Annotated in this window: 24 protein-coding genes and 1 riboswitch; of the genes, 9 read left to right on the plus strand and 15 right to left on the minus strand. The window is 59.3% G+C overall.

Features of this window, described 5'->3' with window-relative positions; all coding sequences use genetic code 11:
* Nucleotides 1-49: 49 nt before the first annotated feature.
* Nucleotides 50-901 carry an SDR family oxidoreductase gene (locus SHIM_RS19085; RefSeq protein ID WP_054004284.1) on the plus strand — a complete coding sequence of 284 codons (852 nt, stop codon included), beginning with the start codon at nt 50-52 and terminating at the stop codon, nt 899-901.
* 174 nt (nt 902-1,075) lie between these two features.
* On the opposite strand, the gene dxs is transcribed toward SHIM_RS19085, so the two are convergent.
* The 4 genes from dxs to SHIM_RS19105 form a co-directional block, all read right to left on the minus strand.
* Nucleotides 1,076-3,004 carry a 1-deoxy-D-xylulose-5-phosphate synthase gene (gene dxs / locus SHIM_RS19090; RefSeq protein ID WP_054004285.1) on the minus strand — a complete coding sequence of 643 codons (1,929 nt, stop codon included), beginning with the start codon at nt 3,002-3,004 and terminating at the stop codon, nt 1,076-1,078.
* Between the two features lie 15 nt (nt 3,005-3,019).
* Nucleotides 3,020-3,889, minus strand: coding sequence for a polyprenyl synthetase family protein (locus SHIM_RS19095; protein WP_054004286.1), 870 nt, complete (start codon nt 3,887-3,889; stop codon nt 3,020-3,022).
* 83 nt (nt 3,890-3,972) lie between these two features.
* Entirely contained in the window at nt 3,973-4,215 is a 243-nt protein-coding gene (locus SHIM_RS19100; protein ID WP_054004287.1) for an exodeoxyribonuclease VII small subunit, read from the minus strand.
* The gene (locus SHIM_RS19105; protein WP_054004440.1) at nt 4,212-5,147 is read right to left on the minus strand and encodes a histone deacetylase family protein; all 936 of its coding nucleotides are present in this window, start codon (nt 5,145-5,147) and stop codon (nt 4,212-4,214) included. The genes SHIM_RS19100 and SHIM_RS19105 overlap by 4 nt, the downstream gene beginning before the upstream one ends.
* 203 nt (nt 5,148-5,350) lie before the next feature.
* On the opposite strand from SHIM_RS19105, the gene SHIM_RS19110 reads away from it, so the two are divergent.
* A complete protein-coding gene (locus SHIM_RS19110; protein ID WP_054004288.1) occupies nt 5,351-7,639 on the plus strand; it encodes a Hint domain-containing protein in 2,289 nt (762 codons plus the stop codon).
* A 6-nt stretch (nt 7,640-7,645) separates the two neighbouring features.
* Here SHIM_RS19110 and SHIM_RS19115 read toward each other — a convergent pair whose 3' ends face one another.
* Together SHIM_RS19115 and SHIM_RS19120 are read right to left on the minus strand one after the other, a co-directional pair.
* Entirely contained in the window at nt 7,646-8,347 is a 702-nt protein-coding gene (locus SHIM_RS19115; RefSeq protein ID WP_054004289.1) for a response regulator, read from the minus strand.
* A gap of 12 nt (nt 8,348-8,359) precedes the next feature.
* Nucleotides 8,360-8,857 (minus strand): MarR family winged helix-turn-helix transcriptional regulator, encoded by a 498-nt coding sequence (locus tag SHIM_RS19120; RefSeq protein ID WP_054004290.1) that lies wholly within the window; start codon nt 8,855-8,857, stop codon nt 8,360-8,362.
* A 168-nt stretch (nt 8,858-9,025) separates the two neighbouring features.
* Between SHIM_RS19120 and SHIM_RS19125 the strand changes: the two genes are divergently transcribed.
* The gene (locus tag SHIM_RS19125; protein WP_054004291.1) at nt 9,026-9,895 is read left to right on the plus strand and encodes a branched-chain amino acid aminotransferase; all 870 of its coding nucleotides are present in this window, start codon (nt 9,026-9,028) and stop codon (nt 9,893-9,895) included.
* Between the two features lie 136 nt (nt 9,896-10,031).
* Here the strand turns inward: SHIM_RS19125 and thiQ are convergent, their stop codons facing one another.
* From thiQ to thiB, 3 genes are read right to left on the minus strand one after another with little or no spacing between them, the layout of a single operon-like run.
* Entirely contained in the window at nt 10,032-10,724 is a 693-nt protein-coding gene (gene thiQ, locus SHIM_RS19130) for a thiamine ABC transporter ATP-binding protein (RefSeq protein ID WP_054004292.1), read from the minus strand.
* Complete coding sequence (locus SHIM_RS19135; protein WP_054004293.1) at nt 10,711-12,267, minus strand: thiamine/thiamine pyrophosphate ABC transporter permease ThiP; 1,557 nt, start codon at nt 12,265-12,267, stop codon at nt 10,711-10,713. The genes thiQ and SHIM_RS19135 overlap by 14 nt, the downstream gene beginning before the upstream one ends.
* On the minus strand, nt 12,243-13,241 hold the full coding sequence (gene thiB / locus SHIM_RS19140) for a thiamine ABC transporter substrate binding subunit (protein ID WP_054004294.1): 999 nt from the start codon (nt 13,239-13,241) through the stop codon (nt 12,243-12,245). Before thiB ends, SHIM_RS19135 begins: the two co-directional genes overlap by 25 nt.
* Before the next feature lie 37 nt (nt 13,242-13,278).
* A riboswitch (TPP riboswitch) is annotated at nt 13,279-13,388 on the minus strand.
* A 148-nt stretch (nt 13,389-13,536) separates the two neighbouring features.
* Here thiB and aroC point away from each other — a divergent pair.
* Both aroC and SHIM_RS19150 read left to right on the plus strand, forming a co-directional pair.
* Nucleotides 13,537-14,643, plus strand: coding sequence for a chorismate synthase (gene aroC / locus SHIM_RS19145; RefSeq protein WP_054004295.1), 1,107 nt, complete (start codon nt 13,537-13,539; stop codon nt 14,641-14,643).
* On the plus strand, nt 14,643-15,296 hold the full coding sequence (locus tag SHIM_RS19150) for an HD domain-containing protein (RefSeq protein WP_054004296.1): 654 nt from the start codon (nt 14,643-14,645) through the stop codon (nt 15,294-15,296). The genes aroC and SHIM_RS19150 overlap by 1 nt, the downstream gene beginning before the upstream one ends.
* Here SHIM_RS19150 and SHIM_RS19155 read toward each other — a convergent pair.
* Nucleotides 15,293-16,456 (minus strand): cytochrome P450, encoded by a 1,164-nt coding sequence (locus SHIM_RS19155; protein WP_054004297.1) that lies wholly within the window; start codon nt 16,454-16,456, stop codon nt 15,293-15,295. The genes SHIM_RS19150 and SHIM_RS19155 overlap by 4 nt on opposite strands.
* Before the next feature lie 133 nt (nt 16,457-16,589).
* Here SHIM_RS19155 and SHIM_RS19160 point away from each other — a divergent pair, with 133 nt between their 5' ends.
* On the plus strand, nt 16,590-17,513 hold the full coding sequence (locus tag SHIM_RS19160; RefSeq protein ID WP_054004298.1) for a DMT family transporter: 924 nt from the start codon (nt 16,590-16,592) through the stop codon (nt 17,511-17,513).
* Between the two features lie 64 nt (nt 17,514-17,577).
* Here SHIM_RS19160 and SHIM_RS19165 read toward each other — a convergent pair whose 3' ends face one another.
* Nucleotides 17,578-18,621, minus strand: a complete 1,044-nt coding sequence (locus tag SHIM_RS19165) for a TRAP transporter substrate-binding protein (protein WP_054004299.1) — start codon at nt 18,619-18,621, stop codon at nt 17,578-17,580.
* 387 nt (nt 18,622-19,008) lie between these two features.
* Here SHIM_RS19165 and SHIM_RS19170 point away from each other — a divergent pair, with 387 nt between their 5' ends.
* The 3 genes from SHIM_RS19170 to SHIM_RS19180 are packed head-to-tail and all read left to right on the plus strand — an operon-like array spanning nt 19,009 to nt 21,223.
* Entirely contained in the window at nt 19,009-19,713 is a 705-nt protein-coding gene (locus tag SHIM_RS19170) for an ABC transporter permease (RefSeq protein WP_054004300.1), read from the plus strand.
* Nucleotides 19,707-20,426: an ATP-binding cassette domain-containing protein gene (locus SHIM_RS19175; protein WP_054004301.1), complete on the plus strand. Its 720-nt coding sequence runs from the start codon at nt 19,707-19,709 to the stop codon at nt 20,424-20,426. Before SHIM_RS19170 ends, SHIM_RS19175 begins: the two co-directional genes overlap by 7 nt.
* A complete protein-coding gene (locus tag SHIM_RS19180) occupies nt 20,423-21,223 on the plus strand; it encodes a substrate-binding domain-containing protein (protein ID WP_054004302.1) in 801 nt (266 codons plus the stop codon). Before SHIM_RS19175 ends, SHIM_RS19180 begins: the two co-directional genes overlap by 4 nt.
* Before the next feature lie 39 nt (nt 21,224-21,262).
* Here the strand turns inward: SHIM_RS19180 and SHIM_RS19185 are convergent, their stop codons facing one another.
* The 4 genes from SHIM_RS19185 to SHIM_RS19200 are packed head-to-tail and all read right to left on the minus strand — an operon-like array spanning nt 21,263 to nt 23,729.
* Nucleotides 21,263-21,742 (minus strand): DUF6505 family protein, encoded by a 480-nt coding sequence (locus SHIM_RS19185; RefSeq protein ID WP_054004303.1) that lies wholly within the window; start codon nt 21,740-21,742, stop codon nt 21,263-21,265.
* Nucleotides 21,742-22,467, minus strand: a complete 726-nt coding sequence (locus SHIM_RS19190) for a biotin/lipoate--protein ligase family protein (RefSeq protein WP_054004304.1) — start codon at nt 22,465-22,467, stop codon at nt 21,742-21,744. Before SHIM_RS19190 ends, SHIM_RS19185 begins: the two co-directional genes overlap by 1 nt.
* The gene (locus SHIM_RS19195; protein WP_054004305.1) at nt 22,464-23,528 is read right to left on the minus strand and encodes an Mrp/NBP35 family ATP-binding protein; all 1,065 of its coding nucleotides are present in this window, start codon (nt 23,526-23,528) and stop codon (nt 22,464-22,466) included. Before SHIM_RS19195 ends, SHIM_RS19190 begins: the two co-directional genes overlap by 4 nt.
* Nucleotides 23,529-23,729 (minus strand): DUF6494 family protein, encoded by a 201-nt coding sequence (locus SHIM_RS19200; RefSeq protein ID WP_054004306.1) that lies wholly within the window; start codon nt 23,727-23,729, stop codon nt 23,529-23,531. It abuts the gene before it with no gap.
* Nucleotides 23,730-23,744 lie beyond the last annotated feature (15 nt).

Below are 23,744 nucleotides of genomic sequence, written 5' to 3' on the forward strand. Positions count from 1 at the left end.
GCAAGGCTGTGGTCTTGCAGCTTCGGGCGCGGGGCGGCAAGGTGCGGCCATGACACAGACACTGCTTTCACTTGGACATGGATACACAGCACGCGCGCTGGCGCGACGCTTGGTGCCGCAGGGATGGACGGTCATCGGCACGTTGCGTGATGACACCCAATTTGACGCGGCAAGGGCAGATGGGGTGACGCCGCTGCTTTGGCCCATTGATTTTGAAGAGGCATTGGATGGCGTAAGCCACGTTCTGAGCTCGATCCGACCGGGTGATAACGGCGATCCGGTCCTGCGCGCCGGTCGCACGGCATTGGCGAATGCCAAGGGGCTGAAATGGGTCGGATATCTGTCAACGACGGGTGTTTATGGCGATATGGACGGCGGTTGGGTCGACGAAGATACACCGCTTGATCCCGGTGGCATTCGTGGACAAATGCGGGTGAAAGCAGAGGCGGAATGGCAGGCTGTCGAAGGCTTGCCGCTGCATATTTTCCGTTTGGCTGGCATTTACGGGCCAGGTCGGGGGCCGTTTGCGAAATTGCGGCGCGGTACGGCGCGGAGGATCATCAAGAAAAATCAGGTATTTTCACGCGCACATGTGGACGACATCGCTAAGGTGCTTGAGGCGTCGATGATGCAACCCAATTCGGGGCGGATTTACAACGTTTGCGACGACAGTCCGGCGCCACCGCAAGATATCCTGACCTATGCTGCGGAGCTTTTGGGTATGGAGCCGCCACCCGAAGTGGCGTTTGAGGACGCGGAGATGAGCCCGATGGCACGCAGTTTCTATTCCGACAGCAAACGCGTCAGGAATGATCGGATAAAGCAAGAGCTTGGCGTTGTTCTGAAATATCCGAACTATCGCAATGCGTTGCAGGCGATGTTGGTGGACGAGACCACATAGCTTTTTTGTTCCCTAAATACCTAAAGGCTCAGCGCAGCTGAGCCACGCCCAACACTTTGTCGCGTTCAGCGCAGCTGAGGGTGTCAAACGGGCGGGAGGGCTTCCGTAGATGATCCGAAGGAGTTCCCTGTCGGGCACGCTATCAACCTCGTTGCGCCCAAAATGGGTGCGGCCTCAGGCCGTGCGCTCGCCGATTTGAGAGATGCCCAATGTGTCGAGCACCTTGGTTTCGATCTGCTCGGCGTTCATGGCAGCAACGTCATACATCGTCTTTGGCGAGGCCTGATCGATGAACGTGTCAGGCAACACCATGGAGCGGTATTTCAGACCCGCGTCAAACACGGCGTTTTCGGCCAAAAGCTGGGCGACGTGACTGCCAAATCCGCCAATGGCGCCTTCTTCAATGGTGATCAGCGCCTCGTAGTTGGCTGCAAGTTCAAGGATCATCGCCGCGTCCAGCGGTTTGGCAAAACGGGCGTCGGCAATGGTCGGCGTGATTCCCTTGGCCGTTAGCGCCTCGGCGGCTTTGCGCACCTCTTCGAGGCGCGTGCCAAAAGACAACAGCGCCACGCGTTTTCCTTCGGCGATGATCCGGCCTTTGCCGATCTCCAAAACCTCACCTTTTTCCGGAAGCTCCACCCCTACGCCTTCGCCGCGGGGATAGCGGAACGCGATGGGGCCATCGTCATAAGCGGCGGCTGTCGCGACCATGTGTTTCAGTTCTGCTTCATCGGCAGCGGCCATCACGACCATGCCGGGCAGGTTGGCCATAAAGGCGATGTCAAAGCTGCCGGCATGGGTGGCTCCGTCGGCCCCAACCAGTCCGGCGCGGTCGATAGCGAAACGCACTGGCAGGCGTTGAATCGCTACATCGTGCACCACCTGATCGTAGCCGCGTTGCAGGAAGGTCGAGTAGATCGCGCAAAAGGGTCGCATACCGCCCGCGGCAAGCGCGGCGGAGAACGTCACGCCGTGTTGTTCGGCAATCGCGACGTCAAAGCAGCGGCTTGGGTAGCGTTCGGCAAAGAGATTCAGGCCCGTGCCGTCGGGCATGGCGGCGGTCACGGCACAGATGCGGCTGTCCTCGGCGGCGAGATCTACAAGCGTCTTGCCAAAGACCGACGTGTAAGACGGCGCGTTAGAGGGCGCTTTGTGTTGTTTGCCGGTGATGACATCAAATTTTGCGGTGGCGTGGCCCTTGTCGGGCGCACCTTCGGCGGGGCCGTAGCCTTTGCCCTTTTTTGTGATGATGTGAAGCATCACCGGTCCCGTGGCGCGTTGGCGCAGGGTGCGCAGGATTGGCAGCAACTGGTCCATGTCATGGCCATCAATCGGGCCGATGTAGGAAAAGCCGAGCTCTTCGAACAGGGTGCCGCCAACGGCCATGCCCTTGATCATTTCCTTGGCACGCTTGGCGCCTTCGCGGAAGGGTTCGGGCAGCAGGGACACAGCACCTTTTGCGGCAGCTTTGAGTTCCTGAAAGGGCTCGCCGGCATAGAGGCGGCTCAGGTATTCCGACATCGCGCCCACGGGCGGGGCAATCGACATGTCGTTGTCGTTTAGCACCACAAACAGGCGCTTTTTCAGATGACCTGCGTTGTTCATCGCCTCATAGGCCATGCCTGCGGTGATCGATCCGTCGCCGATCACGGCAATCGCGTCGCCGAGGCCGCCGTCACATTGACCACCAAGATCACGGGCCGTGGCAAAGCCAAGCGCGGCAGAAATCGAGGTAGAGCTGTGCGCCGCGCCAAAGGGGTCGTAGACCGATTCTGAGCGTTTGGTGAAACCAGACAGGCCGTCTTCTTGGCGCAGGGTGCGGATGCGGTCGCGGCGTCCGGTGAGAATTTTGTGCGGGTAACACTGATGGCCGACGTCCCAGACGATCTTGTCGCGTGGCGTGTCAAAGATCGCGTGCAATGCCACGGTCAGTTCGACCACGCCAAGTCCTGCGCCAAGGTGTCCGCCTGTTTCGGAAACCGTTGAAATAGTCTCGGATCGCAATTCATGCGCAATCTGGGTCAGCTCAGCATCGGAAAATTGTTTCAGGTCTTCCGGAGAAGCCACTTGGTCGAGCAGAGGAGTATGAGGTCTGGCGGACATTGCGCGTGCCTTTTGCTAGCTGTCTCGCGAGATAACGAAACGGGCGGCATCCCGCAAGGTATCAGCCTTCGTACCATAAGAAGATAGAGCCTCGCAGGCATCTTCTACAAGGTCGCGGGCGCGGGATTTTGCGCCGTCCAATCCCAGCAGAGAAACAAAAGTGGCTTTGCCGGCGTCGGCGTCTTTGCCAACGGCCTTGCCAACGGTGGCGACGTCGCCTTCGACGTCGAGGATGTCATCGGCGATCTGGAACGCGAGGCCGAGATCGGTGGCATAACGCATCAGCGGCGCGGTATCGGCGCGGGCCATCATCGCGCCAGTGGTGGCGGACCAGGCGATCAACGCACCGGTTTTACCCGCCTGAAGGTGGGTGATTTCGTCTAGCGTCAACGGCAGGGGGGCGGTTTCGGCGGCGATGTCGAGGGCTTGACCCAAGACCATGCCCTGCGCACCCGCCGCGCGCGCGAGGGTCACGGTCAGATCAGCGCGCACCATTGGGTCGGGGTGGCATTCGGGGCGTGAAACGCTTTCAAACCCGAGGGTTTGCAGCGCGTCACCTGCCAGAACGGCGGTGGTTTCGTCCCATTTCACATGCACCGTTGGCAGGCCGCGCCGCAGATCGTCGTCGTCCATGCAGGGCAGATCGTCATGCACAAGCGAATAGGCGTGAATCATCTCGATTGCACCGGCGGGCCAGATGGCGTTTTCGGGCGCGATGCCATGCAATCGCGCGCTTTCAAGCACCAGAAAGGCGCGCAGGCGTTTGCCGCCCGCGCTGGCATAGCGCATGGCCGCGACAACGGGCAGGTCGCCAAGCGGTGCCATCACCATTTGCAGGTGCGTTTCGATCAAGGCGGTGGTTTCTGAAAGTCGGGTTTGGAACATGTGCGTCTTGGTCCTGATGCCCGGACTTCGGGCCAGAAGCGCCCAATCCGGCGGGAATATTTCGCGCGGTTGGGATGCGGAAATTACATGCCTTCGACGGGGGTCAGCCCTTTGGGGTTGCCGTCGCCGTCAAGCGTGATAGCGGCGACTTTTTCCTCGGCTTCTTTGAGTTTGTCTTCGCAGCGTTTTTTCAATTCGGCACCGCGTTCATAGAGCGCGATGGATTTTTCGAGTTCGACGTTGCCGCTTTCCAACTGGCCGACAACTTGTTCCAGCTCGCGCATTGCGGCCTCAAAGCTCATCTCGCTGATTGGTGTGTCACTCATGCGGTTGTCTCCATCAAAACGCTGACGTGGGCGGCGGTAGACGCCGCCAAGGCGTTCAGATCATATCCGCCTTCCAAAGTCGAGACCACCCGCCCTTCGCAATGCGCATCCGCAATCGCGCAGAGTTCGCGCGTGAGCCATGTGAAGTCATCCGTGGACCAGTTGAGTTGCGCCAGCGGATCGTCGGCGTGGGCGTCAAAGCCTGCGGAAATGATCAGCAGTTCGGGTTTGAAGCGGTTCAGGGCCGGAAAGATTTCGGCCTGATAGGTGGCGCGCATCAGACGGCCGTCAGAATGCGGGGGTAGCGGCCAGTTCTGTACGTTGTTGGTAGCGCCGGTTTCACCGGGCAGTCCGGTGCCGGGCCAAAGCGGGTTCTGGTGTGATGTGATGAACAGCGTGCGCGGCTCGTCCCACAAAAGCGCCTGCGTGCCATTGCCGTGGTGCACGTCAAAATCGACCACAGCGACACGGGAGAGGCCATGACGGTCCAATGCGTGTTTTGCGGCGATTGCGGCGTTACCAAACAGGCAAAAACCCATGGGGGTTGATTGCTCGGCGTGATGTCCGGGTGGGCGGCAAGCGACGAAAGCGTTTTGCGCGTCGCCCGCGATCACGGCGTCAACGGCGGCGACGCAACCACCGACAGCGTGGCGGGCAGCCTTGAGAGATCCGGGCGACATATGGGTGTCGCCGTCAAGCGCGACTGTGCCGGTCGCAGGTTCAGCCGCCGTGATGGCGTCGAGGTGGCTTTGCGGGTGGCAGAGCAGGATGTCGCCATCATCGCAATCAGGCGCGTCACGACGATCAAGGGAGGCGAAGTGAGGACCATTCAAGGCGGCATTGATGTGTTCAATGCGGGCAATTTTCTCGGGATGGCCGGTCGGAGTTTGGTGATGAAGCGAACTTTGGTGCGTAAAAAGGGCCGTTGGCATTTGGACTCCGAGCGTTGAGAATTTGTGGTGCCAGTCTGGCATGGCAACCTGGCGTTTGGCGAGAAAAATGCGGGTTGGTTGGTGTAGATTCGCGGGGTCTTGGGCATTTTGAGTCAAGCTTAAAGCGTATTTTATCCAATATCTTAGGTGTAGATTTACCCCGCTACGATAGCCGTCAGCTATTCAACGAGAGTAGCACTATCATGCCCACAACATTTGACGTTATTTCGCTTGGCGTTCTGCCGACCCTTGACCCGACAGAGGGAAATTCAACGGCCGAGAACGCCTCGGTTCTGGTCGGGCAAACCATGGGGGGCGCCGACACACCGCTTTATGATCAGGTGCAGACGTTCTCGCAGCATAATTCAAGCGCTCCCAGGTATTTGACGGACAACACGCAGGCCAATGACCAGTTCACGATCGATGGTGGCGCGCCGCAGACCTATGATGCGTTGGTCGCTTACAATGCGACGATCACCTATGCGGATGGGACGACGGCGGACATTTCAGCGGTGGTTGTCCAATCGACCACCGGCGAGACTTATTTGGTGCCCGAAATGTCGGCCAACGCGGATCATTCTGCGATGCAAGGCGGGGCGATCGAATCGATCACGTTGAACAGTGTTGCCACTGATGCGGCGGATTTGGCGGCGGATCGGATGGACGTGGATTTCATGGAGCCCGACGGCGAGTTCGACGGGACAGCTGGCGACGACGTTATCCAGCTTGGCTCTTTTGACAGCGAAGGTGATTTGATCACTGGCAGCGCCGACTCGGTTGTCGCGGGACTGGGCGATGACACCATTGAAGGTGCAGGCGGCGGCGACACCATCGAAGGCGGCACGGGCAACGACGTCATATCCGGCAACGATGGCGATGACAGTCTTTTGGGTGGTCGTGGGGATGATGTGATTTCCGGTGGCAGTGGCAACGATACAATCGATGCCGGAGCCGGACACGACAGTGTCGATGCTGGTGAAGGGGACGATTTGATCCTTGGGGACAGCGCCTCGGAAACAGTGGGCACCGGCACCATTCAGACAGAATGGTCCGCGCTTCACATGGGGTCGGCTGATGATATGGATCTGCTGGTGGACGGTGCCAGTGTGGCGCTGGGCACTTATGGCGGCGCCGGTGATCCACTTGGGTCCAATCAGGTGCGCGTGCAGGTCGATGATGCCGACAACGACGGCGTTGCCGACAGTGATAACCAAGGCAATCCGGAAACGGTGAACATCGATGGTACGCCGCAAACTCTGGATGCGGTGGCCGTGTTCAACGCCGAGTTGACGTTCGAAGACGGCACCACCGAGATGATCACGGCGGTGGTTTTCCAAACCGAGAGCGGCGATATTTTCCTGGCGCCGGAGATGAGTTTCAACGCGGATGCGGAGGTTATGGTAAGCCAGCCTATCCAGTCGATTGAACTGATCTCGGTTGAGATGGACAGTAACAGTGTCGATCTGGCGGCCAACAGGGTTGATTTTACGTTTGAAGACGGAGAAGAGGCCGGCGACGATTTTATCTCGGCTGGTGAGGGCAATGACACCGTAATTGGCGGCGCCGGTGATGACACCATCCAAGGCGAAGCTGGCAATGACAGCCTGAGTGGGGGCGATGGCGACGACTTCCTTTTCGGGGGCGACGGCGACGACGTGTTTGTTGTGTCCGAGGGTCACGACACAATAAAGGATTTCAACGCCGGCAATTCCGGTGCGCTTGGGGACGGGGATACGACAAACAATGATTTTGTCGATCTGTCGGGCCATTATGACAATCTGAGTGAGATGAACGCCGACCTTGATGATGACGGCATCCTGAACCAATCCAACGTGGTTGATACCCACGGCAGAGCCGTTGATTATTCCGACAACAGCCAGTTCGGCGACGGCAGTTTGACATTCTTTGGCGACGCGCAGCTGACGACGGACAACACAGGTGTGGTCTGTTTCACCACGGGAACCGGCATTCTGACGCCTGAGGGCGAGCGGGCGGTCGAAGATCTGCGGGCGGGTGATGTGGTGTGCACGGCGGACAACGGGCCGCAGCCGATTGTATGGATCGGATCGACAACTTTGAGCCACGCGGAGCTGTTGGCCAATCCCAAATTGATGCCGGTTTTTGTCAGTGCGCAAACACTGGGCAGTGAGCGGTCGCTGTTGGTGTCACCGCAGCACGGGCTGATCCTGCCGGGGACGGACGATACGCTGGTGCGGGCGACCCATTTGAACAGGTTCATGCCCGGGTCGCGCGTGGCGCGTGGCAAACGTGGCGTGACCTATGTGCATATGATGTTTGAAGACCATCAGATCGTGTTCTCAAACGGCTATCCCAGCGAGAGTCTGTTTCCCGGCCCAATGGCGTTGCAAGCCATGGCACCCGACACCAGCGCCGAGATTGAGGCACTGTTTCCCGGTTTGTTGGGCTGTGACAGCAGGCTGGCGACGGTGTCGGTCTATGGCAAAACCGCGCGGGACTTTCGGGTGGCTTAAGGCAGGTTAGTCCGGCGCCAGCATATAGCCCGCGCCACGCACGGTTTGCAGGTAGCGTGGCTGTTTTGGGTCTTCTTCGATCTTGCGGCGCAGACGGGTGATTTGCACATCCACTGCGCGTTCTTGGGCTTGGCCCTTGTCGCGACCAAGTTCCTCAACCAATTGCGTGCGGGTAACAGCCTCGCCCGGGGTTTTGGAGAAAATTCGCATCAGTTGGCTTTCGGTGGCGGTCAGGCGCAGCGGCTCGTCGCCCTGCCACATCTCACCACGGTCGATGTCATATCGGATCGAGCCGAGGTGCAGCACCTTGGGCACGGATTGATCGCCCTCGGGTTCCGGCATGCGCCGCAGGATGGCGTTGATGCGCAACAGAAGTTCTTTGGGTTCAAACGGTTTGGCGAGGTAGTCATCCGCGCCAGCCTCTAGCCCCAGAATACGGTCCTCGGTTTCGCCTTTGGCGGTCAGCAGCATGACAGGTGTGTTCGAGGATTCGCGAATAAAGCGCGTCAGCGAGGTACCATCTTCGCCCGGCATCATGACGTCGAGAACGATCAGGTCGAAGTCGAGCCCTGTCAGGATGCGTCGCGCGTGGGCGGCGTCGCGGGCAGCTGTTACGAGAAAACCGTTGCGCATGAGAAATTTGCGCAGAAGGCTGCGGATGCGTTCGTCGTCGTCAACAATCAGCAGGTGGGGATCGACCTCGTTCATGTGGGTGTTCCCTTATTGGCCACTGTCGCGCAGTGATTTGTATTGGCGGCGCAGTTCACCGTCCATCATCGATTCAAGAACCTGCCGAAAGCCCGAGACGGCATCGGGGCCTGCGTCACGAAAAGCGGACCGCATGCGGGCACGTTGGGCGTCGGACAACCGGTGTTCCAGTGATGTCCCGTCTTCGGTCAGATAAAGGTTGCGTTCGCGGCGGTCGGATTTGCCGACGCGGCTTTCGACAAGCCCGTCTTCGATCAGGGTGCGCAACACCCGGTTCAGGGACTGTTTGGTCACGCCAAGGATCGCCAGCAGGTTGGTCACGGTGGTGCCCGGCGCGCGGTTGATGAAGTGGATCGCGCGGTGATGGGCGCGGCCATAAGCCATCGATTCAAGAATTCTGTCAGGATCGGCGGTGAAGCCGCGATAGGCGAAATACATCGCCTCGATGCCCTGACGCAGTTGCTCATCTGTCAGATAGAGCAGGCTGTCGCTCCTGATGCCTTCGCCCATGTGGCCTCCGGAATTCACATTATGCCTCTTTGAGTGTCACAATATGTCAGCTTTGTTGACACTCCAAGGGCAAACTGGTAGCGAATCGCAGGTTTTGCGCAACTTTATGACCGAAGTGGCCGTAAGTAGCGCAACAAATGAAAATATGGCTTGGTGAAAGGAACGACCATGGCTGGTGCATATGATGATCGTGATGGTGTCATCTGGATGGATGGCGAGTTTGTAGATTGGCGTGAGGCCAAGGTGCATGTGCTGAGCCACGCGCTGCACTATGCAAGTTCGGTCTTTGAGGGCGAGCGGGCTTATAATGGCAAGATTTTCAAAAGCCATGAGCACAATGTGCGTCTGTTCAAGAGCGCTGAGTCGCTGGACATGCCGATGCCCATCACCATTGAAGAGCTGGAAGCGGCCAAAGTGGCGACGCTTGAGAAATCCGGCCTGAAAGACGCCTATGTGCGGGTTGTTGTTTGGCGCGGGTCGGGGGACGATATGGGTGTCGCGTCGGCGAAGAACCCTGTCAGAGTTGCGATCGCGGTTTGGGAATGGGGTGCTTATTATGGCGACGCCAAAATGCAGGGCGCGAAGCTGGACATTGCCGAGTGGAAACGCCCGAGCCCCGAGACCATTCCGGTGCATGCCAAGGCGGCGGGTCTCTATATGATCTGCACGATCTCCAAGCATAAGGCCGAGGCCAAAGGCTGTTCGGATGCTTTGTTCATGGATTATCGCGGTTATGTGGCCGAGGCGACAGGTGCGAATATCTTCTTCGTGAAAGACGGTGAAGTGCATACGCCGTTGCCGGATAGTTTCCTAAATGGCATCACGCGTCAGACCGTGATTGGTATGCTCAAGGATCGCGGCATCACTGTGCATGAGCGTCATATCATGCCCGAAGAGATGACCGATTTTGAGCAATGCTGGTTGACTGGCACCGCGGCAGAAGTGACACCGGTTGGGCAAATTGGCGACTATACCTTTGAGGTGGGCGATATCACGCGTGAGATTGCCGAAGCTTATGAGGCGTTGGTGCGTAAGTAAGCGTAAAAACATCGAGCGCGCCTGCGACGCGCGCTGGTTTTTTTGGGGGGGCCTTTGGGCCCCCTTTTGTTTTGGGGCTTTGCCCCTGCGACAGCACGCTGTCACATCCCCAGGATATTTCAGGCAAGAGGAAAGCTTAGCCGAGGTAGGCCTTGAGCGCGTCTGGCGGAGTGTCGAGCAGGGTTTGCGTGTCTTGAGGCGGGTGCGCCTTTCCGTCGGCCACGAGGATGGTTTGGGGTGCGATCCTGCGCGCGTCGGTCGGGTCGTGGCTGACCATCAGGAGCGTGGCGTTGGTTTCGTCAAGCAGGGCTGCGACGAGATCGAGCATGTCTGTTTTGAGCGCCGGACCCAGAGCGGCGAAAGGTTCATCCAGCAAGATCAGCGGGCGGGATTGCACCAGCACGCGGGCAAGCGCAACGCGGCTTTGTTGGCCGCCGGAGAGTTGAGCGGGTTTGCGGTCCGACATATCGGCGAGGCCGACGCGGGTGAGGGCTGCGGCAACTTTGGCTTGTTCGTCTTGGGTCAGGCGCAGGTTGGGACGCAGTCCGAGACCGACGTTCTGGGCCACGGTCAGGTGTGGGAACAGATTGTTGTCCTGAAACAACATCGCGACAGGGCGTTTGCCGGGTGGCGATTGGGTGAGATCTGTGTCTTGCCAGCGGATGTGGCCATGCTTGGGTGTGAGAAAGCCGGAGATGGCGGCGAGCAGCGTAGATTTTCCGGCGCCAGAAGGGCCAATTATGGCGGTGCGGCTGCCGGTGGCGACAGTGAAGTCGGCGGTTAATTTGAAGTCGTCTTGAGTCAGTGTGAGGGCGTCAAGCGTCAGCATGGGCGCGGCCTCCTTTGTCGAAAATCCAGAAGATGCCGAAAGACAGCGCGAGCAGAAGAACTGCGGCGCCGGACGCGAGTTCCATCCGGTAGGCACCCATCAGCCGGTACATTTGCAATGGTAGCGTGGCGGTTTGCGGGTCAGCAAAGAGCGCGATGACGCCGAGATCACCCATCGACATAGCGGCCGTCAAACCGCACGCGAAACCAAGATTTGGGCGCAGACGAGGGATCAACACCAGGCGCAGCCAAGACAGACCTGTGAGGTTCAGAGACGTGCTGAGGCGATCATAGTTGGCGTGAGTGTCACGCACAGCGGGTACCATTATCCGCAGCGCGAATGGCAGCGCCATGATCGCGTTCACGGTGGCCGTAACGGGCAAAGCGAGCGCAAAGGGATTGGCGATCGGGTTGATCACGATGAAGAGACCAGTGCCGATCACCAGTGGGCTGGCGGCGATGCCCAAGAGGCCGATGGCTTCGAGTCGGGCGCGGTCCGTGCCTGCGGCGATGGCGATCGGCAGCGCGAGGGCGAGCATCAGGAGCGTTGAGGCCAACGCGATCACAAGTGAGGCAAGAGCGGCGGACCAGACCGAAGTTGGGAGCGCGGTGATAGCGGGGGCGCCGCGCAGGGTAACCAGCGCGATGGGCAAGATCAGAAAGAGCGCAGCGAAGGTGATCGTGGTGGCGTCAAGCGCGCGCAGGAGCGGGCTTTGAGCGTCCCAGCGTTGCACCGGGCGGTCGAGGCCGGCACCAAGTCCGTCGCGGTTTGAAAGTTTGAGGGCGACGAGCGCGGCCGCACCCACTAGCGCGATTTGGACGCAAGACAGCAGGGCCGCGCGGCCGAGGTCAAAATCAAACCGAAAGGCTTGGTAGATGGCGAGTTCGACTGTTGTCGCACGCGGGCCGCCGCCGAGTGTGAGCGCCACTGCGAAGCTGCTGAGACAGATGGCGAAGATGATTGCGGCAGCGCCTGGCAGGGTGCGGGTGAGCATGGGGGCCTCAAGCGTGCGGAAAATGTCGCGCGGGGCAAAGCCGAGTTGTGCGGCGAGGCGGAACCGTTCTGACGGGATGTCCTGCCAGCCTTGCAGGATTAGGCGGGTGGCCAGTGGCAGGTTGAAGAACACATGGGCCAACACAACGCCGTGCAGGCCGTAGATGGAAACTTCGGGCAGGCCGAGGGCGCGTAGGGTTTCGTTGAGAATGCCGCTGCGACCAAAAACGGCGAGCAGGCCCATCACGGCTACGATCACCGGAAGGATGAAAGGTGCGCCCAACAGGGAAATCAGCAAGCGGCGGCCGTAGAAGCGGCGGCGGGCAAGGGCGCGGGCAACTGGGATGGCGAGAAGAACGGAAAAGGCGGCAGAAAGCACGGCCTGAAAGACGGTGAAGCGGATTGCGGACCATTCGGCGGGACCAAGGCCACGACCAGCTTCGGCGCGCAAGGCGACGGCGACAAGCGTGCCGAGAACAATCGCGGCGACCAGCGCCGCCGCGATTTTGCCCGGAAGGGCGCGATTTATTGCGACAGAGCTGCGGACCATTCCGCCAGCGCCTCGTCACGGATTGCAGGCACGTCAGCCGGTGCAATCAGGCGGGCCTGTTCGGGGCCAACCGGTGCCGCGAAGGCGTCTGGAACACCAGCCGCAGGCGTGACCGCTGGATACATCCAGTTTGTGGTCGGGATGATCGTTTGGAACGCATCGCTGACCATGAAGGACAGAAACTGGTCAGCCAGTTCGTTTTGGTCTGTAGCGGCCAATTTGCCAGCAACTTCGATTTGCATGTAGTGGCTGTCAAAAGCGGCAGCGGATTTGCTGACGTCTTCTTCGGCGACGATGTGATAGGCGGGCGACGTGGTGTAGCTGAGTACCATGTCGGCTTCGCCTTCAAGGAAGAGGCCGTATGCTTCGGACCAGCCCTTGGTCACGGTCACGATGTTGTCTGACAGCGCTTCCCACATCTTGGGGGCGTCGTCGCCGTATTGTTCCTTGACCCAAAGCAGCAGGCCCAGACCGGGGGTGGAGCTGCGTGGATCCTGGATGACGATTTTCAGATCGGATGCGGCCAGTTCGTCAAATGACGTGGGCGCGGTGTCCAGTTTGGTGTTGTCGTAAACAAAGGCGAAGTAGCCCCAGTCAAACGGCAGGAAGTTTGCGTCCGTCCAGGTGCCGGGCGCGCCAAACGGATTTGGCACATCTACAGTCACGGTTTGACCGTGTTCTGCAAACAGACCGCTGTCTGCGGCGGCGGCGGTCAGGTTGGTGTCCAGACCCAGCACAACGTCGGCGTCCGACCGTGCGCCTTCGAGTTTCACGCGCGCCAGAAGGGCGGCGCCATCGCCTGCGCCAACGAGGTTCAGCTCGCAGTTACAGGTTTCTTCAAAAGCAGTTTTGACCGCAGGGCCGGGGCCCCAGTCGGAAACAAAGCTGTCGTAAGTGTAGACTGTGAGAACGGGTGTCTCGGCCACAGCAGTGGTGGCAGCAAACAGTCCCGCGGCAAAGCTCAGATACTTCATGGTATCCTCCAAATTGCGACGGGCGGAGATAGTCAGGACTCATTCCCTCGACCTTCCCTCCGCCGGTCTTAACCGGTTCAGGTTCAACGGGTTCGCAGTGTGCATCTCAGCCTGCGCGTTTTGACGCAGGCACCCCGAGGTAAGCCGATGTCTAGGGCGCAAGTTGGCAATTGGCAAGCGATCTTGGTGTCGGTCCCGCAACGATTGGATTTTGGTGAGCGTTAATGCGGCGCAATGGCTTTTGATTTTCTGTCAATGACGCTAAGGCTGTCGGCCAAGACTTGGAGGCAGGCTTATGTCGATGAACAGCTTTGGACATCTATTTTGTGTGACCACATGGGGTGAAAGCCATGGGCCGGCGCTGGGCGCGACGGTGGATGGTTGTCCTCCGGGTGTGCCGGTGGATGAGGCGATGTTGCAGGAGTGGCTGGACAAGCGTCGCCCCGGGCAGAACAAGAACACCACCCAGCGCAATGAGCCGGACGCGGTGAAGATCCTTTCGGGTGTGTTTGACGGCAAAACTACGGGCACCTCGATTCAGTTGATGATCGAGAACACCGATCAGCGCAGTCGCGACTATGGCGAGATCAGCCAAACGTTCCGACCCGGTCATGCGGACATCACCTATCATCTGAAATACGGCAACCGCGATTATCGCGGGGGCGGGCGCAGTTCGGCGCGGGAAACGGCGGCACGGGTTGCCGCAGGCGGCATTGCCCGCGCGGCGATCAAAGCGTTGGCGCCGGAGCTTGAGATTAAGGGTTATATGACCCAGATGGGCGCGCTGGAGATTGACCGCACAGCTTTTGACTGGGACGCGATTGGTCAGAACGATTTCTGGATCCCGCAAGGCGCCGATGTGGCGCAGGCGTGGGAGGATTACCTGCAGGCGTTGCGCAAGGAACATGACAGCGTCGGCGGCGTGATCGAAGTTGTTGCACGCGGCGTGCCGGCGGGCATTGGTGCGCCTGTTTATGCCAAGTTAGACACTGATTTGGCGGCGGCGATGATGTCAATTAACGCGGTCAAAGGCGTTGAGATCGGTGAAGGCATGGCGGCGGCGGCCTTGAAAGGCTCGCAAAACGCGGACGAAATTTACATGGGTGCTGACGGCAAACCGGAGTTTTCGTCAAACCATTCAGGCGGCATTCTGGGCGGTATTTCAACCGGACAGGATGTTGTGGTGCGGTTCGCCGTGAAACCGACAAGTTCGATCCTGACGCCGCGCCAATCGATCCGCATTGATGGCAGCTCGACCGAGGTGATCACCAAAGGCCGGCACGATCCCTGCGTGGGTATCCGTGCGGTGCCCGTCGGAGAGGCAATGATGGCCTGCGTGATCTTGGATCACCTGCTGTTGCATCGTGGCCAAGTTGGTGAAAACCAAGGCACGATCGGCTGATGGAAGCCTTGCGGGCAGCGCTGCGTGACGTGGTGTTGGCGCATATGGCGACGGATGCGGCACATGATCTGGCGCATCTGGATCGGGTTTGGGCAAATTGTCAGGAGATAGCGGCGGGTGAAGACGCGCCGGACATGCGCGTGCTTTTGGCGGCGGCGTATCTGCATGATCTGGTGAATCTTCCGAAAGATGACCCGCAACGAGATCAGGCGTCGCGGATGGCGGCGGAGCACTCCGCGCCGGTTTTGACGGGTTTGGATTTCACCGATTCCGAGATCAAGGCAACGCAACATGCGATCGCAACACACAGCTTTTCCGCTGGATTAGAGCCTGATTCAGCGGAAGCGCGCATTTTGCGAGACGCGGACCGTCTGGATGCGCTGGGCGCGATTGGCATTGCCCGCACATTTGCTGTGGCGGGGGATTTGAAGCTGGCGCTTTACGATCCGGTTGATCCGTTTGCAGAACTGCGGGCGTTGGATGATCGTGCTTGGGCGCTGGATCACTGGCCGGTGAAGCTGTTTCGATTGCCGGAGGGGATGACGACCGCCACAGGGCGTGTCGTTGCGGAGAATCGGGTTTCGGAGATGCGGAGCTTTGCAAAAGGTCTGGCGGCGGAGATCGGGACCGTGGTTCCCAAGAGATGGCGTTAGATCTGCCAGCGCACCGGCATGCTAAGAGGGCCGCGGAAAGCCCAGCCACCAAACGGGGTGTCGCCGGCCAGTGTTAGCCCCGCGAGCCGGTCAAAGATCATAGGTAGAGCAACCTCGGCGATCAGGCATTTGGACGCCCAAGCCCCTGCACAGAAATGCGGACCAGCGCCAAAACTGATGGCCTTACTGGCGTTCTGGCTTAAGTCGAAGGCGTCGGGATTGGTGAAGCAGGCGGCGTCGCGGTTGCCGCTGCTGAACATCAAAAACACGCGGTCTTCGAGATCAAATGTGACGCCCTTGGTCTCATGGGGTTTAACGATTCGGCGCGGAGACATGCCGATGGGGGACATCCAGCGGGCGTATTCTTCGAACGCGGCGAGCCATGTGGCGTCGCCGTTGGTGATTTTTGCCAGTTGATCGGGATGGGTCAGCAGCGCCCATGCGGCACCGGCAATGGCGTCGCGGGGCTCGTTTTGCCCTCCGGAAATCGCGAGTTTGATATTGGCGCTGATCTGCGCATCGCTGAGCTCGGCCTGCATCATCACCGAAAGCAGAGACGAATCAGGTGCATCGTGCAGCGCGGGTTTGCGTTGCGCGATATGGGCGTCGATGGAGGCAGTGCAGTTGTGGCAGGTGGCCGTGATGTTGGGGTCACCGGCATAGTTGGCGCAGCCGTCGATCATACCTTGGGACACGCGGTCCATTTCCTGCCATGTCATGTTGGTGAGGCCGGTCATCGCCTTGAGTGCTTCGCCGGAGATCGGGCGGGCGATGTCGGCGACCATGTCGGCTTGGCCATTGGGTTGAACGCGGTCGAGAATGTCGGCTGTGGCAGTCTCAAAGTGTGCCTTCCAGACCCGTTGCACGGTCTTGGGCGACACAGTTGGAAAGATCGCGCGGCGTTCGGCCTGATGCGCGGCGCCGTCTTTGCGCATCATGTTCTGACCCATCAGCACGGTCATCAGGCCGTCGGGTTGGTCGGAGGAGAAGATGTCGGTCTTTTTCTCATTCTCAAAAATATCGTCGCGGCGGGTGATTAGCGTGGCGCCCAGTTGCGGCACATAGGCAATCGGGGTTGTCTCGCGCATACGTGCAAGATCGGGATAAGGGTCGGCCCAGAAGGCTTTGGGGTCGATCTCATAAATCGGGGCGTTTGACATGGTGGCCTTGCGTATTGCTGGCGTGATGCCTCAGCTTACGCTTTGGAGCGGGTTTGCATAGTCCTCGCGCGGCCTTGTGTTTGCGCCACCTGCACGGCACAGTCGCCGCAATTCCCCAGCGGCAAGGCAGATTATGAATCCGGTTCGCGGCATAGCTCTCAAAGTTACGGCGATTGCGCTTTTTTCGGTGATGGCGGCCTTGATCAAGGCCAGCGCAGACAGCGTCCCACCTGGTGAAGCGGTGTTTTTCCGGTCGCTGTTCGCGATGATTGTGATCGTTGTTTGGTTGATGCACCGCGGTGATCTGCAGTCGGGTTTGAAAGCCAACAACAAGATGGGTCACGTCTGGCGCGGGGTGATCGGCACCACCGCCATGGCGATGAATTTCGCGGCGCTGGGCATGTTGCCTTTGCCCGAAGTCACCGCGATCGGGTTCACTGCACCTTTGTTGACGGTCATCTTTGCCGCGATGTTTTTGGGTGAAACAGTGCGCGCCTTTCGTTTGTCAGCGGTCGGGATCGGGATGGTCGGCGTGATGATCGTATTGTGGCCGCGTTTGACCATTTTTCAGGAGTCGCAAGAAGCAACGGTTGCCACGTTGGGTGTGATGCTGGTGTTGGGATCTGCGGTGTTCAGGGCCTTGGCGCAAATCCATATCCGGCAATTGGTTCAAACGGACCAGACATCGGCGATTGTGTTCTACTTTTCACTTACGGCGACCTGTTTGTCGCTGCTGACGCTGCCGTTTGGCTGGGTTGTGCCGACTTGGGATGTGGCATTGATGTTGATCGTTGCGGGGTTGATTGGCGGGGTGGCGCAGATATTGCTGACGACCTGTTACCGGTTTGCGCCCGCCAGCGTGGTGGCGCCCTTTGATTATGCGGCGATGCTGTTTGCTTTGGTGATCGGCTATGTGTGGTTTGACGAAGTGCCGACGGCGGCGATGTTGGTGGGGGCAAGCATCGTGATCTTAGCGGGCATCTTGATCATTTGGCGGGAACGGCAGCTGGGATTGAAGCGTGGCAAGGCACGGTCCAACGTGACGCCGCAAGGATAAGCCGGGCAAAAGAAAACCGGCCGCCCCAAGCGAGGCGACCGGTCAAAGCAAGCGGAAGGTCCGCTTACATGTTGTTTTTCTTATACTCTTCCATGAGCATTTTGGCTTCGTCGATCATCGCCTGACCATCGATACCGCGCTTTTTCATGTCGGCAATCCAAGTGGCATAGATCGGGTCAACCACGGCAGCCCATTCCGCGGCGTCGGCCTCGGACACGGTGAAGATGTTGTTGCCACGATCCGCGGCTGCTTTGCGGGCAGGGGCATCATAGTCTTGCATGGTTTTGCCAGCGAAGACCGAGAACTCAAGCCCTGACTGGCTGTCCATTACGGCTTGCAGATCGGCAGGCAAGCTGTCGTATTTGGCTTTGTTCATCGCCAGAACGAAGGTCAGCGTATAGAGGGCTGTGCCTTCAAATTCTGTGTGATTCTCAACAAGCTCGGGCACTTTCAGGGCGGCGGTGACTTCCCACGGAATCGTGGTGCCATCGATCACGCCTTTGGACAGCGCCTCGGGAACAGCTGGAACTGGCATGCCAACTGGCGAAGCGCCGGTGGCTTTTAGCAGTTCGTTCACCAAGCGAGAGCCACCGCGGATCTTCATGCCTTGCAAATCGGACGGTTTCGCAACTGGCTTGTTGGTGTGGAACATGCCGGGGCCATGGACCCACGCGCCAAAGATTTTCATATCTTTGAATTCGCCGTCCTGCATGTGGTTCTCAAACATCTTCCAGTAGGCGTAGCTGCCGGCGCCGGCGTCTTCGACCATGAAGGGCAGTTCAAAAACCTCGGTGGAGGGGAAGCGGCCAGGCGTGTAGCCGACCACAGTCCAGACCAGATCGACAACGCCGTCTTTGGCCTGATCCATCAGACCGGGAGGGGCACCGCCAAGAGACATGGCGCCGAAGCGTTCGATTTTGATGCGGCCTTCGCTGGCTTCTTCGACGTTGTTCGCCCATGGGTCCAGAATGTGCTTTGGCACGTTGGCCTGCGGTGGCAGGAACTGGTGCAGGCGCAGAGTGACCTCTTGGGCCATCCCGGTGCTTGCGGTCATTGCGAGCGCGGCGGCGCCCCCGATGAAGTTCAAAATGTTTCTACGAGTTGTCATGTGATCCTCCCTTTACACAGACGGATGAAAGTCGGCGCGCACGCGGCGCCACCGGGCTCTCATGTTGCTAGTCATTGATTGAGTCGTGACAGGCATATGCCTTTATGAAACGCCGAATTGCCGATGTCTGGCAACCGTTTGTCGCACCCATTCAGAAAACGCGGTTTGGACCACGCGTAAGACGCTAGGGTCAGATTGTCACTTTGCGCCCCAAGGGGTTGGACATTTTGCACCTGTTTGCGCCTCCTGATTGGCAAGATTTCGAATTCGTGCTTCCCTCCCTTGTCAAACCAGCAAAATGTAACAATCAAGGTTAAAACGCCAAAAGTGCCGAGGAGGGCGCGAAAAAGGCGACAAGGCCAAGGGACGGGGACACACGACGCCGCAATGAACGAGATTGTCGAAGGGCTGCTGAAGGCGGGCCAACTTATCCTCTCATTGGATGCCGATCTGATCGAAATCTCGCTGCGCTCGCTGCGGGTGACGCTGACGGCTGTGCTGATTTCGTCAGTTATCGGTCTGCCTTTGGGCTGTTGGCTGGCGGTGCGCCGGTTCCGGTTTCGCCGCTTTGTGATTGCAACGCTGAATGCCTTGATGGGCCTGCCGCCGGTTGTGGTCGGGTTGATCGTCTACATCCTGCTGAGCCGGTCCGGGCCGTTTGGCGTGTTTGGGCTGCTGTTCACACCCACGGCGATGATCATTGCGCAGGTGATTATTCTGACGCCATTGATCGCGAGCATTTCGCATCAGGCGATCCGCGATCTGTGGGCGGAGTATCACGACCTTCTGATTTCGCTGAACACCACGCGCAGACAGCGCATTGCGACCTTGTTGTGGGACGGACGGCGGGCGTTGCTGACAGCGGCGCTGGCGGGGTTCGGGCGCGGCATCGGAGAGGTCGGCGCGATCATGATTGTGGGCGGCAATATAGATCATGCGACGCGGGTTTTAACGACGGCTATTTCGCTGGAGACCGGCAAGGGTAATTTTGCGCTGGCTTTGGCGCTTGGGTTTGTTTTGATCGGGTTGGCGGTCGCCGTGAACCTGATCATCCACAGCCTGTCGCGCACAGAAAGGAGCGGAAGATGGTAGATTTACCGATCCTTCCGCTGACTGTCACCGATGCCGTTGTCCGGCGGCGGGGTAAGGTGCTTGTTGGACCGATTTCCGCTGAATTAGAGACTGATGGACTCACAATTGTGATGGGGCCGAACGGGGCCGGTAAGACCACGTTGTTGCGTCTTTTGCACGGCATGGAGCGGGTCAGCAAAGGCCAGTTGACGTGGCGGGTGCCAGAGCCAGCGGCGCGGGCGGCGCAGGCGTTTGTGTTTCAGACGCCAATCCTGATGCGGCGGTCGGCTTTGGACAACGTGGCCTATCCGTTATTGGTGCACGGGGTTGCAAAAACAGAGGCGCGGGCGCGGGCGGCAGGCTGGCTGGAGAAGGTCGGATTGGCCGACAGCGGCAGCAAACCGGCGCATGTTTTGTCTGGTGGCGAGCGTCAGAAAATGGCGCTGGCGCGGGCGTTGATCCGCGAGCCGCAGATCGTGTTTCTGGATGAGCCGTGTGCCAATTTGGACGGGCGAGCGACCCGAGAATTCGAAGATTTGTTGGCCGAGACCCGGGCCGAAGGTACCCGTATCGTGATGGCCACCCATGACATCGGGCAGGCACGGCGCTTGGCCGAAGATGTCTGGTTCATCCATCATGGCCGCATTCACGAAGCCGCCCCGGCGGAGGCCTTTTTCGCGACCCCACAAACCCCCGAAGCGCGCGCATTTATCCAAGGAGACATTGTCGAATGACAATCAGAGTAGTTTTGGCCGCAGCCGCGTTGGTTGTGACCGGCGGAGTGGCCGCTGCTGAGGCGATGAAGATGGCCGTCACAACCTCGTTTCACAACTCGGGACTGGCAGACGTTTTGTTGCCGGAGATCAAAGCCGACTTGGGGCTTGAGGTGCATTTGTTGGTTGTTGGCACGGGGCAGGCGATCCGGTTGGGTGAAGCTGGTGATGTGGATGCGATTTTGGTGCATTCGAAAAAGGCGGAAGACGCCTTTGTGGCTGGTGGCTTTGGCACACATCGCACCGAAATCATGTACAACGATTTTGTGTTGATCGGGCCAATGGAAGATCCGGCAAAAATTGCCGGAGCGCGATCTGCGGCTGAGGCGCTGGGCGCCATTGCGGCGGCTGAATCGCAATTTGTCAGCCGCGGTGATGACAGTGGAACTCACAAGAAAGAGCTGTCGCTTTGGGCGGTCTCGGGCGAAGTAGAGCGGGACGTGTCGTGGTATCGCGAGGTTGGCGCGGGCATGGGTGCGGCGTTGAATACGGCGTCGGGCATGAACGCCTATATTATGTCGGATCGGGCCAGCTGGTTGAAGTTCGGCAACAAGGGCGACCTGGCGCTTTTGTTTGCGGGTGATCCGGTGTTGTTCAATCAATACGCCTATCTGCCAGTGAATGCAGACAAGCACGGACATGTACGGGCGGGTTGGGCGGCGAAGCTGGAGGCGTGGTTGGTCAGCGCGCGTGCGAAAGAGTTGATTGATGGGTATCAGATGAACGGGGAGCAGCTTTTCACTTTCAATGCCAAATAGGCAAAATGGGCTTTATTAGAGACTGTTTTTCCTGTTGGGTTACTCGTCCGGCACTGCATGCACTGCGAATTGATCAAGCTCGGCCTCTGCCGGTTTAATCGCGCTGAATTGCTCTCGCACTCCTGTGTCTGACAGCTCTCGGATGACTGTCAAAAGCGTGTTTGGATCGTGTTCATCACAAAGTTCGATCATGTGGCGCAGCTCGTCCTGGGCGACGGGCAAAGCAGCCTCAAGCGACGGCGCGCCGTAGAGGTCGACGAAATGTTTCGCCAGCGCCTGTTCCAAAGTGGCCAATTCGGTTTCTTCGATGGACGTCACGGCCACAAAGGTCACACGGCCAAAGGTTTCAACACCGAGCCAACCGTTGGCAAAAGCTTGGCGGGCTTTGCCGGTCAGGTCGCCGTCCCCCCAGTTGGAGAACTCGAAACCGCCGCTGATGGCCCATTCGCCGGTGCGGGCGGGGTTAAAAAAGATGCGTTGGTCGCTTTCGTCAAAGTGGATCGCGCGGGCGAGGTGCATCAGGGGTCTCCTTGCAAGAGGGTCGAAAGCGGAATCAGGCGGGTGCTGTCGTTGTTGCGCATGAGTATTCCGAAGTGTTCATCGACACCAACGAAGAGGCCGTCATAGGCAGTGTTGCCAAGCGAGAAAGACACGTCTTCGCCTAGCTGGCGGACAAGGCCGCGCCATTCATCGTTCAAAGGTTTTGTGCCGGTATCTTCCATGCGGTTGATCCAGACCAGCGTGTGGCGCACCCAGGCGGACAGAAGATCCTCGGGCGGGATGTCAACGCAGCCTTCTTCGAAGAGGCAGGTTTGATTTGGCGCATTTCCCGGTGTGTCAGGGTCGATTGGCAGCAGTGGCAATTGCAGCCCGACGACCAGCCAGTCCGGTATCTGAGCGGGATCGGTTGAGGATGCAGCGACCTGCATGTGCCCGCAGCTTGCGCCATTCACATAGACGCCGCCGGTCCAATCCAGATGCACGCCGACCTCAGGTGGGGCCAGCGCGCCAAGGGCGTTTTGAAAGCCGATGCCGCAGCAGATCATGACCGACATGGCCTGTTCAAGCGGCACCTCGGGGGCAAAAACAATCGCGGCGCGCAGTTGATCGGCGGCGATGTTGTAGACCACAAGCCCCGCGTCGCAGCCCATTGTGGCCTGCAGCTGAGCCTTGGTAAAAGGATCAGCCGCGCCAGTCAGGCCAAGCCCCTCAAAGAGCGGCGGGAATTGCGGCGTAGAGGTCATGCGTGGCCGCTTTCGATCAGGGTGCGGGCCAACGTGCGGAAAGCCTGTGCCTGCGGTGCGTTTGGTTTGCTGACCACAATGGGTGCGCCCCCGTCGGCGGCGATGCGAATGTCCATGGAAAGCGGGATCTCTGCCAGCAAAGGCACGTCGAGCTTTTCGGCCTCGGCCGCGACGCCGCCATGGCCGAAGACGTGTTCTTCGTGGCCGCAGTTGGAACAAATATGCGTGCTCATGTTCTCGATCATGCCAACGATGGGCGTGCCGAGTTTTTCGAACATGTTGATGCCTTTTCGGGCGTCCAAAAGGGCGATGTCCTGCGGGGTGGAGACGATCACGGCGCCGGTCAATTCAGCTTTTTGCGCAAGCGTCATCTGCACGTCGCCGGTGCCGGGCGGCAGGTCGACGATCAGCACATCCAACGCCCCCCATTGCACCTGATTGAGCATCTGCTGAAGCGCCCCCATCAGCATCGGGCCGCGCCAGACCACGGCCTCTTCCTCGCGGGTCATCAGGCCGATCGACATCATCGTCACGCCGTGGTTGCGCATGGGCAGTATTGTCTTGCCATCGGGGCTGGAAGGTCGGCCGGAGACGCCGAGCATGCGCGGCTGCGAAGGGCCGTAGACATCGGCGTCCAGTAGGCCCACACGGCGTCCTTCGGCGGCGAGCGCAGCGGCGAGATTGGCGGAAACGGTAGATTTTCCAACGCCGCCTTTGCCGGAGGCCACGGCGAGAATCCGGTCGATTCCCGGAATTTTCTGGGGGCCCTGTGGCTGGGCCGGACGGTTTGCTTTCAAGTCCGGCGGCGCGGAAGGTGCGGCGTGGGCGGTCATCACAACAGCCACTTTTTCCACCCCGTCCAGCGCCATGATTTTGTCCTCAGCCTCGGCCTTGACCGGGGTCAAAGCAGCTGAATGGGCGGGGTCGATTTCCATCACGAACCGCACTTCGCCGCCGTCCACGTTGAGAGCGCGTACCATGCCGGATGACGCCAGATCAGAGCCACTGACCGGGTCTTTCAAGCTTTTGAGAACATTGAGAACTTCGTCACGGGTTGCCATTCAGTCGCGTCCTTTGATCTGACCGGTGACGACATGTTCCATGTCCAGCCCGTCAATTGTGAGCACCATTTTGGCGGAGAACTCTTTGCCTGCGGTGGTGTCGGACCCGGCGGTGCGCATGGCGTCCTCGATGGCCTGTTGGCTGGTCACGCCCACCTGCTTGAGAAACTTGCGCATGGTCATGTTGAAATCTTCGCTCATCGTCTCGGTCCTTTT

The organism is Shimia sp. SK013 (genome assembly GCF_001292625.1).
Lineage (GTDB): Bacteria > Pseudomonadota > Alphaproteobacteria > Rhodobacterales > Rhodobacteraceae > Shimia.